The sequence below is a fragment of the Peteryoungia algae genome, from assembly GCF_030369675.1.
GTDB lineage: Bacteria > Pseudomonadota > Alphaproteobacteria > Rhizobiales > Rhizobiaceae > Allorhizobium > Allorhizobium algae.
In genome coordinates, this window is the sequence record NZ_CP128477.1 from 2,299,268 (window position 1) to 2,315,066 (window position 15,799).

General features: G+C 59.5%; 10 protein-coding genes. 1 reads left to right on the top strand and 9 read right to left on the bottom strand.

The window, feature by feature from the left end; all coding sequences use genetic code 11:
* Positions 1 to 28: 28 nt before the first annotated feature.
* From QTL56_RS11135 to QTL56_RS11150, 4 genes are all read right to left on the bottom strand, one after another.
* Positions 29 to 4,504 (bottom strand): PAS domain-containing protein, encoded by a 4,476-nt coding sequence (locus tag QTL56_RS11135; protein ID WP_245135630.1) that lies wholly within the window; start codon positions 4,502 to 4,504, stop codon positions 29 to 31.
* 712 nt (positions 4,505 to 5,216) lie between these two features.
* Positions 5,217 to 6,365, bottom strand: a complete 1,149-nt coding sequence (locus tag QTL56_RS11140; protein WP_245135628.1) for an HPP family protein — start codon at positions 6,363 to 6,365, stop codon at positions 5,217 to 5,219.
* A gap of 168 nt (positions 6,366 to 6,533) precedes the next feature.
* Complete coding sequence (locus QTL56_RS11145; protein WP_245135626.1) at positions 6,534 to 8,588, bottom strand: 2Fe-2S iron-sulfur cluster-binding protein; 2,055 nt, start codon at positions 8,586 to 8,588, stop codon at positions 6,534 to 6,536.
* A 54-nt stretch (positions 8,589 to 8,642) separates the two neighbouring features.
* Positions 8,643 to 9,254, bottom strand: coding sequence for a glutathione S-transferase family protein (locus QTL56_RS11150; RefSeq protein WP_229574968.1), 612 nt, complete (start codon positions 9,252 to 9,254; stop codon positions 8,643 to 8,645).
* Between the two features lie 120 nt (positions 9,255 to 9,374).
* Here QTL56_RS11150 and QTL56_RS11155 point away from each other — a divergent pair, with 120 nt between their 5' ends.
* Positions 9,375 to 10,268, top strand: a complete 894-nt coding sequence (locus QTL56_RS11155) for a LysR family transcriptional regulator (protein WP_229574899.1) — start codon at positions 9,375 to 9,377, stop codon at positions 10,266 to 10,268.
* A gap of 240 nt (positions 10,269 to 10,508) precedes the next feature.
* Here the strand turns inward: QTL56_RS11155 and QTL56_RS11160 are convergent, their stop codons facing one another.
* The 5 genes from QTL56_RS11160 to QTL56_RS11180 all read right to left on the bottom strand — a co-directional run bounded on the left by QTL56_RS11160 (position 10,509) and on the right by QTL56_RS11180 (position 15,739).
* The gene (locus tag QTL56_RS11160) at positions 10,509 to 11,186 is read right to left on the bottom strand and encodes a class I SAM-dependent methyltransferase (RefSeq protein WP_245135624.1); all 678 of its coding nucleotides are present in this window, start codon (positions 11,184 to 11,186) and stop codon (positions 10,509 to 10,511) included.
* Between the two features lie 493 nt (positions 11,187 to 11,679).
* Positions 11,680 to 12,567, bottom strand: a complete 888-nt coding sequence (gene mmsB, locus QTL56_RS11165; protein ID WP_245135622.1) for a 3-hydroxyisobutyrate dehydrogenase — start codon at positions 12,565 to 12,567, stop codon at positions 11,680 to 11,682.
* Between the two features lie 53 nt (positions 12,568 to 12,620).
* On the bottom strand, positions 12,621 to 13,748 hold the full coding sequence (locus tag QTL56_RS11170; protein ID WP_245135621.1) for an acyl-CoA dehydrogenase family protein: 1,128 nt from the start codon (positions 13,746 to 13,748) through the stop codon (positions 12,621 to 12,623).
* Between the two features lie 15 nt (positions 13,749 to 13,763).
* Positions 13,764 to 14,951 (bottom strand): acetyl-CoA C-acyltransferase, encoded by a 1,188-nt coding sequence (locus tag QTL56_RS11175; protein ID WP_245135618.1) that lies wholly within the window; start codon positions 14,949 to 14,951, stop codon positions 13,764 to 13,766.
* A 20-nt stretch (positions 14,952 to 14,971) separates the two neighbouring features.
* Complete coding sequence (locus tag QTL56_RS11180; RefSeq protein WP_245135616.1) at positions 14,972 to 15,739, bottom strand: 3-hydroxyacyl-CoA dehydrogenase; 768 nt, start codon at positions 15,737 to 15,739, stop codon at positions 14,972 to 14,974.
* Positions 15,740 to 15,799: the final 60 nt, after the last annotated feature.

Genomic DNA, 15,799 nt, shown 5'->3' on the forward strand with positions numbered 1-15,799 from the left:
GCATCGCAAGAAGCGCTCAAAGCTTCCACTAGATCGCCTCTGGCTTGTGGATATGAAAGCCTTGGGCATAATCGACACCGATCGAGGCGAGCTTGGAGAGTATCTCGGCGCTTTCAACATACTCGGCCACCGTCTTGATACCCAAAACGCGTGCGACTTCAACGAAGCAGCGAACCGTTGCATCGTTAAGCGGATCTTCCGTAATATCGCGAATGAACTGTCCATCGATTTTAAGGTAATCGACGGGGAAGCGCTTCAGATAGCCGAACGATGACGCTCCTGCACCGAAATCATCAAGAGCGACCCGAACGCCCCTCCTCCGAACCTGATCTATGAACGTCGTCGCATCCGCCATATTCGTGACGGCGGCGGTCTCGGTTATTTCAAAGCAAAGTCGTTGGCAAACGGACTCGCCGGCATCCTTGAGAATGGCAATGGCCTGCCGATGAAACGAACGATCACCAATGGAATGCCCCGATAGATTGACGCTGATTGTCTCCAGCTCCGTTGCCGGCGGCAGGCTCCTGATCCAATCGATCGCATGTTTGAGCACCCATTGATCCAAGCGTGTCGCAAGATTGAACCGTTCTGCAGATGGCAGAAAGGCAGATGGCGAAATCAAGCTGCCATCTTCATCCTTCATACGTATCAAGAGCTCAAGATGTCGGCCGGCGAGCTTGCCTTGAATGGGCCTGATATTCTGTGCGAACAGCACGAACTGATTGTCATCCAGCGCACGCTCGATACGCGACGCCCACCGCATCTCGCCGGATCGAGCCGCGATGGCCTGATCGGTATCGATCCAGACATGGACACGGTTGCGCCCCGCCTCTTTGGCCGCATAACAGGTATTGTCCGCGGCCTGCAGGATGGAGGCGAGAGTAGGCATCGTTCCGTCGATTGGAACAAGACCGATGCTTGTGCCGACGCGAAACCTTTTGTCATCATGCACAAAACGGAAGTCTCGCATCCGATCGCACATCGACTGTGCGATTTTTTGTGCCATTTCTACCGAGCACGATTCAAGTATCACGCCGAATTCGTCACCGCCCAGGCGAGCGAGTGTGTCGCCCGACCGGATGGCGCCGGCCAGAAGCTTGCTGACCTGTTTCAACAAGTCGTCACCGACGGCATGACCGCATGAATCGTTGACGATCTTGAATTGATCCAAATCGATATAGAGCAGCGAATTGGAAGACCCGTCAGAATGCGATTTTTCAAAAACGGTCTGTAGCCGTCTGTCAAACTCCGAGCGGTTGATCAGGCCGGTGAGGGGGTCGTGGCTTGCTCTGTAGCGCATCTCACGCGAAAGACGCCGCTGTTCGCTGACGTCGTGGAAGACGAGTACGGCACCCAGCACATCCCCCTCTGCCCTTCTGATGGGAGCAGCAGAATCTTCAATGCCAAATTCCCTTCCATCACGGGCGACGAGAACCGTATTCTCGTCGAGACCGACGATGCCAAAAGTACGCAGACAAGCTGTAATGGGATCCGGAGCTCTTTGCCGCGTTTCTTCATTGATCACATTGAACACGAGACTGCTTGGTTGCCCCTTTGCTTCAGCAGCCGACCAGCCGGTCATACGTTCAGCTACGGGGTTGAGCCACTGCACAATGCCGAGCGCGTCAGTCGTTATGACAGCATCACCAATCGAATGGAGGGTGACGCGCATCAGTTCGTGTTGCTCCGACAACTCGATCGCTAGCTTTCGCTGACTGGTCACATCCCAGGCAGCACCGATCAACCGTATTGGCTTGCCCAATGTGTCGACAATGATCTTTGCCGATATACGGATATAGTGGGTCGAATGATCCGGCCTTATAATCCGGTATTCTTCGTTGAGTGGCGACTTGTCTCTGATCGCTCTGTAGACAGCGCCTTCGATACGCTCGTAATCATCTTCGTGGATGTGCCGGCGCCATAGGTCGGGAACCCGCTCGCCCGTCCTTTCCGGCAGACCAAACAGACGGTACATCCATGGATCCCACGTGACGGTATCGCCGACCAGGTCGTAGTCCCAAATCCCGATGCCGCCGCTGTCGGTTGCGATTGCCATGCGATCGGCAAGAAGGCGTCGCTCCTCTTCTTCCATCTTTCGCCGCGTTATGTCGACGTGAGTTCCGATCATCCTGACTGGATTACCGTCGTCGTCCCGTGCAACGACCCTGCCACGGTCAAGTATCCACACCCAGCCGCCATCCTTGCGGCGCATGCGGAATTCCTCCTCGAAAAACGCTGTCTTTCCCGCGATGTGGTCGCGATCGGCAGTTTTTGCTCTTTCCCGATCATCGGGATGAACCAGCTCCAACCAGTTGTCGATGGCATCCCCGAACTCCTCACGCGAGTAACCCAACAACTCGCACCACATATCGGAGTAATAGGTCCGCCCACTTGCAAGATCGGCATCCCATATGCCGATACGGCCGTTCTCCGTGGCGGCAGCCATTTGCTCGTTGAGGCGTTCCAATGCCATACGCTGGCGAACTCTTTCCGAGATATCCTGGAAGGCACCGCTGATGCGGACCGGCTTGTCTCCCTGGAATTCGACCGAGCCCACGGCGCGAACCCAAATTCGCTCCCCGCCAAGTTTGATAAATGGCAATTCAAGATCCCAGCCCTCGCCCGTGGCCATGCTCTTGCTGACCGCCTCCTGGACCAGGGGCCTGGCCTCAGGGGCATAAAAGGCAATTGCCTCATCCATCGTCGGCACATATCCCGGCTCAACACCGTGGATACGACAGGTCTCGTCGGACCAGACGATATCGCCGGTTTGAAGATTGACCTCCCAGCCACCGACTCCGGCCACCTTGCCGGTCCGGTCGAGGAAAATCTGATTCTTGCGAAGCATATCTTCCTGGGTTTTTCGAAGCGTGATGTCCTGATGCGTGCCGAACATCCACTCCGGCTTACCGTCATCTGTCCAGGTGATCACCTTTCCGCGGTCAAGAACCCAGACCCAATGTCCATCCTTGTGGCGGAGCCGTGCTTCAAATTCGTAAGCGGGCGATTTGCCATCGAAGTGCTCTTGCAGGTGTTCGCCCGAGGACAAGAGATCGTCGGGATGGCCGTGCTTCATCCACGTGTCGATGGACACGGGCTGGAGCTCATCGAGCGTGTAACCGATGATTTCGGCCCACCGTTCGTTGAAGCGCGCTTCTCCTGTCTGAACATTCCATTCCCAGGTTCCGGCCCGCGTGCCTGCAATAATGTTGGCGAGACGTTCCCTTTCATCGGCGAGGCTTCGCTCCGCCCGAAGGCGAAGGGTAACGTCTTCAATGATCGCCATTGAACGAAGTGGCCGACCTTCAACGTCTCGTTCAAGGGTCGCCGACACCAGCACGTCTATGACCTCACCCCGGCTGCTGACCATTTGATATTCGACTTGTTCGCAATGGCCGGTTCGAAAGAACTCGGGAAGTACGGTGCGCGCCTTGATGCGCGACTGCGCAGTCAGGAATTCCGACGAGAGACGACCGATCACATCGTCACGGCGATAGCCCAGAACCTCCAGCCACCGATCACTGACACTCAGCAACCGCCCGCTGGCATCTATGGAATGCATCATCGCCGGAGTAGTCTCATACAGTCGCCGAACGCGTTCCTCGTTGTCGGACGCCTTTTTCCGGGCCATCACCAGATCGCCGATGTCTCGAATGATCGCAGTCAGGCCAACGATTTCGCCGAGCTTCGACAGAATTGGACCGATTGCGATCGAAGCGGGAAACGCGGTCCCATCCGCACGCAAGCCGGTGCATTCCGCCAATTTCCCGGCCTCCCGCTGCAACCAGGCCGTCGCGTCGAGCATCCCTCCATCCTCGAACCCGGCGGGCACAAATCGAGCAATAGGCTGGCCGATCAGACTGTCACGAGAGCACGCAAACAGCAGTTCCGCTGCCTCATTGGCATGCTGTATCAAGCCGTCCAGACCGATCGCCACGATCGCGTCGGGGCTGCTCTGGAGTATCGACGCCGCTCTCGACTCAACGAGACGCAGGTAATTCTCGTTCTTGACAGCGACACGGGCTTCAAGTGCCCGCGCTGCCGTGTAGCCGAGTTGGTTCAGCACATCGCGCTGATGCTGCGTCAGCTTCCGGGGCTTATGATCGATAACGCATAATGCGCCGACGCTTTGTCCGTTTGTCAGCGCAAGTGGTACACCCGCATAAAATCGGATCTTGGGGTCACCGGTAACGAGCGGATTGTCAGAAAATCTCGTATCCTGTGTAGCGTCCTCGACTTCCATCAGCGCATTTTGCTGCATGGCATGCGCACAGAACGACAGGTCTCGAGAGGTTTCCGTGACGCCCGGGAGACCTACATTGGCCTTGAACCACTGCCGGTCTTGATCGACCAGGCTGATCAGGGAGACAGGTGTACCGCACACCAGCCCGGCCGCCTTGACCAGGGCATCAAACTCCCGTTCCGACGCGCTATCCAGCACCTCAAGGTCGTGCAGAGCCTGTAGGCGCGTCTCCTCGTTGAGGGAGGGAGGTATGTTGGTCAACTTCATTTTCCTAGGCTAATTTTGAATCCCCTACTTAATCTAGGTCGATTTCCGATGTTTCGATAGTGCATGATTGGCCTGCTGCCGGTTTTTGGGGCCCCGAGTCGAGCTGGGCCCACACACGCGCGATTTCCTGCGCGGCAAGGCAACCTGTATTGACCGACACATGAGCATCGCGCACGAAATACCCGACAGGCACGGGATCAATCCTGGCCGGAAGGTGCCGGACAAGTTGGAAGGCTGAGAGGTTCCAAGCGCATCTCCGCTCGACGGGTTGCGCGACGCAATCGATCGGGCGAATGGCGGCCTTCTGGCGGATGGCGGGATCTGACAGGTGTGACGACCGACCATCGAAACGGTTCACGAATAGCGACGCCGCCGGGGATCAACACCCCGGCGGCGGCCAAGAAACATGCACCAGCGGATGATTTTACTGCGCAGCCGCAACGGCTGCATCTATCCGCTCACGGGCCTTCTTCGGCAGCAACTTCCGGATGACGCCTGCAATTCATGGCGCGCGCTTTGTACAGGCGCCAAGAAATTCGCCGACGATCTCGTGCCGCACATGCACCTGGAAAATAGACTCCTCTTTCCCCGCATCGCTGTCGATACGGTTGAAGCAAGGCGATCACCTTGGGGTGATCATACTGAATAATCAAATCTGCGCGGAGACGTGGAAATAGTCGGCTTGCTCCAGACACTGCAGATGCGATCAATCTGCTGCTCTGGCAATTTCCCGCGCCATTGCTGCAATGAGGTCGGTTCTGGTGACAATGCCGATGAGCTTTCCGTATTCCAGAACCGGCACCGCATCGACATCCGTATCCCCCATCAACGGCAGCAATGCACCCAAGGGTGTCGTGGCTATGGCGCGAGGCACCGTGACGCTCATGACGTCGATTGCCAGGACCGGCTTGTCTCTTTCAGGGTCGATCAGCCGACGCAGAGCCGGCATCAGGCCCCGATCGAGGCGCAGCGCATCGTCTCTTGCACGACTGATCAGATGTATCTGGAAAATGACACCAAGAAACCGCTGCTTTTCATCGACCACGGGAAGCGATGTAAAACGATGGCGCCTGAAGAGATCGGCAACCTCGCCAAGCGCTGTGTCCGCTCTTACCGTTATCAAGTTGGTCGACATGATGGCGCCCGCCGTCGGAGCGCCGGTCTGGTGTGCGGCTGCCTGGAGCTCGGCCGCGCCGATAAGGCGTGCCAGGTCCTCAACGCCAAGATTGAATGACTGCCGGTAGCGCTGAAGGATATCGCTCAACTCGGTCTCGGAAAGCCCGAGCCGTTCGGCCGGAACGCGATCACCGGTGCCATATCTGTTCTGTTGTTCGAATTGACGGAACGGATAGCGACGCCCCGTCAGTCTGGCATAGGCGACGGCAATCAGGACAAGACTGGCAGTCCCCGTTGCAATCGGCGCAAGTGCAAACCAGAAGCCGAGATGCTCCACCGCGTCCGGGCTCATTGCCGCCGTCATCGCAACGGCACCCGCAGGTGGATGGACCGCCCTCAACATGAATGTCACGACAATCGCCAGCGCAACAGCAAGGGCAATCCTCAAGGTTGGTTCGTGAACGACCAGTGAGACTGCGACGCTGACGAGAGCCGCCGCCGTATTGCCGACGACCGCAGACCAGGGCTGAGCGAGAGGACTGTTGGGAACTGCAAACAGGAGCACAGCGCTCGCCCCCAGGGGAGCAACAAGATACAGGCCATATTCGAGATCAACGCCGGTGGAAAGCAAGCAAAGACCGGTGATCCCCAGACCGATAAAAGCGCCGAAACCGGCGCGAAACGCCTCCACCGGAGCAGTGCCTGGCACTGCCGGCCCAAGTGAACGTAAGAACTGCAAGATGGCGCCCCCGATGAATTGAGAGCACAAAGTTTCAGCAAATGATCAAAATATCAACCGTCGTACTGAGCACCAAAGACCGGAGCCGAGGACACCGAAACGCCACCGTCGCACTCTTTCAGCAGACGATCTGGAAGGGGCAAACGCGAGCAGCGATCTGACCAGCCCTCACAATTCGAGCTCCAAATCCTCCTCCGTTTGTGCCGGGACCGAACAGCAGATCAGTGCCTCGCCGTCTGCTACGGCATGGCCAGGCGCTGATCGATAACTGACGTCGCCCTTGACAATCCTGGTTCGGCAATCGCCGCAACTGCCGGCCCGGCAGCCATGATGCGGAGTGAGGCCACACTGCTCGGCGAGGTCCAGCAAGGATCCGCCGCCTGGCGTCCAGAGCGCCTCTTTTCGCGATCGTGTGAAGACGACGCGGGTCGGCGCCTGAGCTGCGGGCCTGGGCGGCTGCGAGGACAGGCAAATGCCGGGATCGCGCTTCAGGCCGGAAGGGCCGAACGCCTCCGCATGAACATGGTCGTCAGCGACGTTCAGTTGGCGCAATCCGTCATACATTGACTGCATGAAGGATGCCGGTCCGCAGATGTAGAAATCATGGTCGCCAGATGGCAGATGGGCCTTCAACAGCGTCATGTCGATCCGACCGGCTGTATCAAAAAGGCCCTCGTCGTCTTCATCAGGCGCTCCGAGCACCCTGACATCGCGAACCGTCCCTTCGCTGCGCGCGACCAGTTCGACGATTTCGCGATCAAACGCTCTTTCGGCAGAAATGCGCGATGACCGGAACAGCCAGACCGGCCGGCGATAGCGCGTCCTGTCGCCCGTCTGGACGATATGGCGCAGCATGGACAGCAACGGCGTAATGCCGATGCCTGCCGCAAGGAGAACGGCCGGTCGGTTGCGTTCCAATGCGTCGATGGTGAATGCTCCGGCCGGTGCGAGTGCCTCGATCTCGTCGCCTTCCTGCATTGTATGCAGGAGCGTGGATGCCCGCCCCTCACGCTTCACGCTCAGTCTGTAGAAGCCATCCGCTGGACCACTGGATATCGTATAGCTGCGGCGGAGCGAGCCCTCCCCCTCCTTGATCCTGATCGGCAAATGCTGGCCTGCAAGGTGCGGAATGAGCGCCTCTTCATCGACCGGTGCAAGGTGAAGCGAACGGATGGTTGAGCTTTCCTGGATCGCCCTCTGCAGGCGGAAGCGCCTCCATGTCTTTGGCTTGGCCACGATCTCGAGGCGCCTTGCTGCCTCCCTCCATCCTCCCGTCATCAGGCTGCTCGGTGACATGCCGTCTTCGAGAAGGCTCCATCGCAGCGGCAATGCATCTCTGCGCAGAACGACCTTCTCCGGCATCACGCGCCAGAGACGTTCGGCGCCCTCGAAGGCGGCAATTTCGGGTGAATCCAGTATGATTTCGACAGTGCCGGCAATCTGCAGCATGTCCCCCGTCGCATGATCAACAAACAGAAGTCCGGCGCGCGGATTGATGACGAAATTGCCGAGCGTGTTGAAGAACAGGTTTCCATTGAAATCCGGCACGGTCAGGCCACCATCGGCATCGACGCGAACGAAACCGGGTCTGCCACCCCGATGGGAGACATCCACCTGCCGTCCTTCCCCGTTGCGCTCCACATAAGACGCAACAAAAAAGGTGTCGGAAGCTTCGATGATAGCCCGTTCATCTGCGCCCAGACGATCTGAAACCATCACGTCGGAGCGCGCCGGGGTCGCCGGATCGCGCACAAAGCTGAATTGCCGATTTTGGATGTAGCGCGGACAATTGCCAAAGCTCTGCCCGACGGAAACGGAAAACCGGTCATTGCCGCTGCGGACAACGGTACCGTTCAACCGATTGCGCCGGCGCGTGATGAGATCGACGCCCACCAGACCGATCGGTTCCCCGTCGATGAGCCCGGCTTCGGCGGGATCATCAGGATCGCTGGCGGCCTCGATGTCCAGTGTGAGAGGGTCGGGCGAATGCAGAAAGCCTGGCCTTCCGCTGCGGATCGTAGCCCATGGCCTGCCATCGCCATCGACAGAGCCGATGACGATGAACGGCAACAGCGGATAGAAATCCCGGTGCTGATCGATCAGGAAGGTTCGCAAGACCCTGCGCCCGACTGGGTCCATCTGCTCGATCACACCGGCGTGCTGTTGCAACTGCAATTCGCCCGCATGCCATGGTGACGGTGGTAAGGCTTTTTCAGCAGACATTTGAATGTCCTGTGAGACGGCGGCCGTGACCAAAGCCGCGACCGCGAGATTATCTCAGGCTGCGAGGCCGACTGCCGTTTTTGGCAGAGCGATGAAACCGGGCAAGGCTTCGATCCGCGCCAACCAATGGCGAACATGCGGGTGCGGTGCCAGGTCGACATTGCCTTCCGGAGCGCCGGCGATATAGCTGTAGAGCGCGACATCTGCGATTGTCGGCGTGTTGCCGATGATGAAGGGGTGATTTTCAAGTTCGGCATTGATGAGGGCAAGAACCCGCTGAGCGCGTGCAATCACCTCATCGGCGCGGAAATCTGCGCCGAAGACTGTAATCAGTCGTGCCGCGCACGGGCCATATGCAATTTCTCCGGCCGCCACGGAAAGCCACTTCTGGATCTTCGCGATAGAAGCCAGATCATCCGGCAGCCAATCTGTGCGGCCAAGCTTCCTGGCGACATAGACAAGGATAGCATTGGAATCATTGACAACGACATCGCCATCTTCCAGCACCGGCACCTGGCCGAACGGGTTAAGCTTCAGGAATTCCGGCGTCTTGTGCTCGCCGTGCGCCAGATCAAGGTCGATAATCTCAGCTTTCACATTGAGCAGAGAAAGGAAGAGGCGAGCGCGGTGCGCATGGCCCGAAAGTGGAAAGTGATAGAGTTTCATCGCTGGCTCCCTTGAGATCCGGACACAATCATCCGGCGATGGGAGAAATCTAGCGACATCCAATTTTTTGTAGTAGGGCGTTATTTCTGAAACCAACCTCTCGTTTTATGGAAGGCAACTATGGATCGGCTTGATGCCATGGCGGTTCTGCTGGCTGTGGTGGAACATGGCAGCCTTTCCGCTGCGTCGCGCGCATTGCACACGCCCCTACCGACGGTCAGCCGCAAGATCGCCGAGCTGGAGGCGCATCTCGGCGTTCGCCTGATGACCCGCACCAGCCGCCGGATCCTGCTCACTGAGGCAGGGGAGAGCTACGTCGCTGCGACGCGCGAAATTCTCGAGCGAGTAGAAGAAGCGGAACGGCGCGCATCCGGAGAATATGTTGCGCTGAAGGGAGACCTGACCATGACGGCGCCGCTTGTCTTCGGTCGCCTGCATTTGCTGCCAATCGTCGCGGATTTCCTGAAGGCTTTTCCGGAGATCAACATTCACCTGACGATGAGCGATCGAACGATCAGTCTAGCTGACGAACATATCGATATCGCGCTGCGCATCAGCGAGCTCCCGGACAGCAGCCTGATTGCGATCCGTCTGGGGTCGATCCGCACGACGACCTATGCCAATCCCGACTATCTGAAGCGGCACTCCCGTCCTTCAAACCCTGACGAACTCAAGGACCACGATTGCATTGCGTTCAAAGGGGTACTTTCAACACGGTTGTGGACGTTCCGAGACGGGGCAAAACATATCGAAGTGCCAATCCGGACGCGCCTGTCCGTCAACACGGCAGAAGCGGCGGTCGATGCTGCAGCGGCCGGTCTCGGGATAACCCGCGTCATGGCCTACCAGGCAAAACGGGCCGTCGATGCCGGTTTGCTGGTGCCATTGCTGGAGGATTTTGAACCCAAGGCCTCATCGGTTCACCTCCTCCACTTATCGGAAGGCCTGATGCCGCTGAAACTCAGAACATTCCTCGACTTTGCAACGCCCCGACTGAGGGAATTGTTGAAATAGCGCATGGCTATACTGCGCGCCCGTGCCGCATATTCCCACGATTGACGGCCGCTGACAGTAGGCTCTCGCGCCTAATTGGGAGACCGACGAGGTGTCCCAAGCTTTGTAGGCTCACCACGTCAGCACAGGGGCTGCTTTTTCGACCAGATCGATATTGCCCCTTTACGGGCGGCTCGAAAGCGAAATTGCAGGTTTCGATCACGGCTCGGCGACCCTCATCTCGTGGTGGTGCAGGGATGATCAGGCCGTCATCACCCAGCCGCGAAACGAAAAAGCGCCATAGAACATGCTTGGCTGCTGGAAACCGGCTTCGCGAAAACACGCCTCTTCCCGGAATGGCGAAAGCAGCGACAGCCGCTCGGCCATCGCCTTGGCCGAGGCTGCCGCTTGACCGGGCGCCAAGTTCAGGCCCCTGGCGAAGGTCGCAGATCTCTCCAGCCAGAGATCCGCTTGTTCATCGATCCCGGTGTGATGGGCGGCAACGAAAACGCCGCCCGGTTTGAGACGTTTTTGGATTTCCCTGAGCGTCTCCAGCCGCTCGCGCCATTCGAGGAAGTGCAGCGTCAGGAGGCACACCGCCCCGTCGAAAGGACCAGCAGGTGCATCGACCGCAGTGCCATGAAGAAGATGCGTTCGCTCGGCCCAAAGCGCGGTGGTTTGGCGGGCGATATCCAGCATGGCGGGCGAAGGATCGACGCCGGTAAATCGCCAGTCCGGGCGCATCTCTGCCATGGCCCTGATCTCCAGGCCGCCGCCGGCACCCACGACCAGCACTTCCGCGGCGCCCGACGCATGTTCGGCAAGAAGCAGCGTCGCCATTTTGTGCAGGTCTGCGAAGCCTGGCACCTTGAGCGGCGTTTCGCGGACATAGTCGCTTACGGCCGCCGGCTTGAGGAATGGATTGGGATCGCCGCTCATGAACAATATCCTTATGTATCAGTTGAAGTTTCGTAACATGACGCCTCATCTTGTATCAAATGAAGATACATGAATTCGGAGGGCATCTGATCCGCATGGATCGGGGCGGGCAATGAACAAGGATACGAGATTGTCTGACGTGCTGCATGCGCTCTTGCACATGGCGCAGGTGAAGGAGCCGCTGACATCGGCGGTTCTGGCCGCGGTTTGGGCAGGTGACGCTCGGTTGATTGAGGCCGTCGCAGGTGAAGGCCTTGTCGCAGACTTGCGGAAGCGCTGTGCCGATCACGCCGAGCTACACGGGGGCAGACTAGTCCCGCTCCCGCATGGCGTCGCTCACGGGCCTGCCACAAATGTTGGGCAAGCCGGAATGAGAACGCAAGGGTGTCGGGCACTGCCGTCGGTCGAACGACCGGGCTGTTTGATCAAACGTAAGCCACTGAAAACGTGAATGCAGCGGAAGGCTCTTTGCAAACCGCAAAGTTGCCTGGGATTATACAGACTGGCTGCGCACATAGTTGATGATCGCCGAAAAATCTTCGCCTCCATGCCCAAGTTGGTCGAAGAGATCGTATAGCTCGGTCGCATGCGCCCCAAGGGCAGTCACCGTACCGGTCGAGTTGGCAGCTTCCTGCGACAGGCGCATGTCCTTGAGCATCAGGGCTGCTGCAAAACCGGGCGTATAGTCTCGATTGGCCGGAGAAGTCGGCACCGGTCCCGGAACCGGGCAGTTTGTGCTGATCGCCCAGCATTGGCCAGATGATGTCGAGGCGACGTCAAACAGGGCCTGATGCGAAAGCCCGAGCTTCTCACCCAGCACAAAGGCCTCGCAGACGCCCGCCATGGTGATGCCGAGGATCATGTTGTTGCAGATTTTCGCAGCCTGACCGGCTCCGGCCGAACCGCAATGGACGACACGTCGTCCCATGGCCTCCAGCACCGGGCGCCCCCGGCTCAAAGCATCCGCCTCCCCGCCGACCATGAAGGTCAGCGTGCCGGCACTTGCCCCAGCCGTTCCTCCGGAGACCGGCGCATCGAGCGACAGGCAGCCGGCCCCGGCCGCAAGCGCATGACATCTCCGGGCGCTGTCGACATCGATCGTCGAGCAGTCGATCATCAGTGTCCCCTCATCGACAACTTCGACGAGCTCGCTCCAGACCGACAGGACATGATGACCGGCAGGCAGCATGGTGATGACGATCGCGGCGCCGGTCAGGGTGTGTGCCGCCGTATCGCAGAGCGTGATGCCGCTTTCTCTCGCGGCGAGCTTCGCCGCTTCAGAAAGATCAAATCCGCGCACCGGATATCCCGCCTTGACGAGATTGACAGCCATCGGCCCACCCATATTGCCAAGACCAATGAAGGCGATCGTCTCAAGCATAGCGTTTCCTCCCTGTTTTCACGTCCGTCCCCGAGCGCTGCCAATGTGGCATCCTACAGATTTCTGGCGATCACCATGCGCTGCACGTCGCTCGTGCCCTCGTATATCTGGCAGATACGGGCATCCCGGTAGATCCGCTCAACCGGATAATCCCGCATATAGCCATAGCCGCCATGGATCTGGATCGCATCCGAGCACACGCGCTCGACCATCTCGGAAGCGAAGAGCTTTGCCATGGAAGCTTGAGAAATACAGGCAATGCCGGCCTCGCGCAGCGAAGCTGCATGCCAGACGAGCTGCCGGGCGGCCTCGATCTGTGTCGCCATATCGGCCAGGCGAAAGGCGACAGCCTGATGCTCGGCAATTGCTTTGCCAAACGCCTTTCGCTCACCGGCATAGTCGCGTGCCGCCTCGAAGGCCGCCTGCGCCATGCCGACCGACTGGGCCGCGATCCCGATGCGCCCACCTTCCAGGTTGGAAAGTGCGATGCGATAGCCTTCCCCCTCCTCGCCGAGCCTGTTCTCGGCGGGAATTTTCAGTCCATTGAAGGCAATCTGGCAGGTGTCCGACGCGTTGAGACCGAGCTTCTCCTCGACACGCAGGACCTCGTAGCCCGGTGTGTCCGTCGGCACGATGAAGGCCGTAATCCCGTTCTTAGCCGCGCTTGGATCGGTTACGGCAAAGACGATGATAACATGGCCGTTCTTGCCCGATGTGATGAACTGCTTGGCGCCGTCGATGATGTAGTGATCGCCGTCGCGGCGGGCGCGGGTTTTCAGGTTCGAGGCATCCGATCCGGCCTGTGGCTCCGTCAGGGCGAAACCGCCGATCCATTCGCCCGAGGCCAGTTTCGGCAGGAAGCGCTGCCGCTGCTCTTCCGTCCCGAATTTCAGGATCGGCACGCAGCCCACCGAACTGTGCACGCTCATGATCGTCGAGCAGGCGCCATCGCCTGCGGCTATTTCCTCGACCGCAATCGCATAGGCAAGCGCACCGGTGTCCGATCCGCCATAGGTTTCCGGAACCAGCATGCCAAGCAGGCCAAGCTCACCCATTTCGGTCAGTTCCTCGCGTGGGAAGCGGTGCTGGCGGTCGCGTTCGGCGGCACCTGGGGCAAGCCGCTCGCGCGCGAAGCTGCGGGTCATCTCGAGGATCTGCTGTTGAAGCTCTGAAAGAACCATCCTGTCTTCCTCCAATCAGGGCCGCTCGATGGCGATAGCCGTTGCCTCGCCGCCACCGATGCACAAGGCTGCCATGCCGCGTTTCAGATCGTATCGTTCAAGTGCTGCAATCAACGTCACCAGGATCCGCGCTCCGGATGCTCCGATCGGATGGCCGAGTGCGCAGGCACCGCCATGAACATTGACCTTGTCATGCGGCAGATCGAGATCGCGCATCGCGGCCATGGCGACGACGGCGAAGGCTTCGTTGATCTCGAACAGGTCGACCTTCGAAAGTGGCAGGCCTATGCGATCGGAGAGCTTTTGCAGAGCACCGATCGGCGCCGTGGCGAAGAGGCTGGGCGCCTGCGAATGCGTGGCGTGTCCGAGGATTGTGGCAAGCGGGGCAAGACCGCGCCGCGCCGCTTCCGAGCGTCGCATCAGGACCAGCGCCGCGGCACCGTCGGAGATCGAGCTGGCATTGGCAGCCGTCACCGTGCCGCCGTCGCGGAAGGCGGGCTTCAAGGTCGGGATCTTTTCTGGCTTTGCCTTGCCCGGCTGCTCGTCGCGACCGACCACATGCTCCGCCTTGCCGGCTTTGACGACAACCGGCACGACCTCGCGATCGAAGGTGCCATCGGCGATAGCCTTTGTTGCGCGGGTGAGCGATGCAATTGCATAAGCATCCTGCGCGTCTCGGGTAAACTGATAGGCCTCCGCGCAATCTTCCGCGAATGTGCCCATCAGCCGGCCCTTGTCATAGGCATCTTCGAGCCCGTCGAGAAACATGTGATCCAGCACACGCCCATGTCCGAGCCGATAGCCAGCACGGGCACGGTCGAGCAGATAGGGCGCATTGGTCATGCTCTCCATGCCGCCGGCCACCGCAATTGATGCACTTCCGGCGGCAACAAGGTCATGGGCGAGCATGGCCGCCTTCATGCCGGAGCCGCACATCTTGTTCACAGTTGTGGCACCCGTCGAGAAAGGCAGACCGGCACCGATCGCAGCCTGGCGTGCGGGCGCTTGGCCCTGCCCGGCCGGCAGAACACAGCCAAACAGGATCTCGTCGACGGCCTCGGCTTGAAGTCCGCTGCGGTCGAGCGCCGCCCGTATGGCAGCAGCACCCAGCTCTGCGGCTGTCATCGCCTTCAACGCGCCCTGAAAGCTGCCGATCGGGGTTCGGGCAGAACCGACGATGACAATTGGATCCTGGCTTCCCATCTTTCCTCCTCCGGCAGCGATCAGCGCGCGCCCATGCGGATGGCTCCATCGAGGCGTATGACCTCCCCGTTGAGCATCGTGTTTTCAATGATGTGCCGGACAAGGGCTGCGAACTCCGCAGGTCTGCCAAGGCGCGGTGGAAATGGAACACTGGAGGCCAGCTTCTCGCGCACCTCCACCGGCATCCCAGCCATCATCGGCGTCTCGAAGACACCCGGCGCAATCGACATCACCCGTATGCCGAACCGTGCGAATTCGCGGGCAATCGGCAGGGTCATGGCGGCGATCCCGCCTTTGGACGCAGCGTAGGCGGCCTGACCGATCTGTCCGTCAAAGGCGGCAACGGAGGCGGTATTGATGATGACGCCACGTTCACCCTCGGCATCGGGTTCGTTCGTCTGGATGGCGGCAGCAGCAAGCCGGATCATGTTGAAGGTGCCGACGAGATTGATCCCGATGGTCCGCTCGAAGCTCTCCAGCCCGTGCGGGCCGTCGCGCCCGACAACCTTCTCCGCCGGAGCGACACCTGCGCAATTGATCAATCCCCGCAGATTGCCGAAGGTGTTTGTCGCGGCCTCGATTGCCGCGGCGCCATCGTCGGCACGCGTCACGTCCGTTTCAAGAAAGGCAACCTGATCGCCGAGCTCCCGTGCAAGAGATTGCCCACGCTCGCGATCACGGTCCGCAATCAAGACGCGCCCGCCGGCCTCGGTGATCATGCGCACAGTCGCCGCGCCGAGCCCGGAGCAACCGCCGGTCACGATGAAACAGGCATTGTCGATGCGCATCGACCCTCCTCCCCTCCAGTTGTCGTCTGAAGCTGCCGATGCCGTAAACTCTACTGCGTT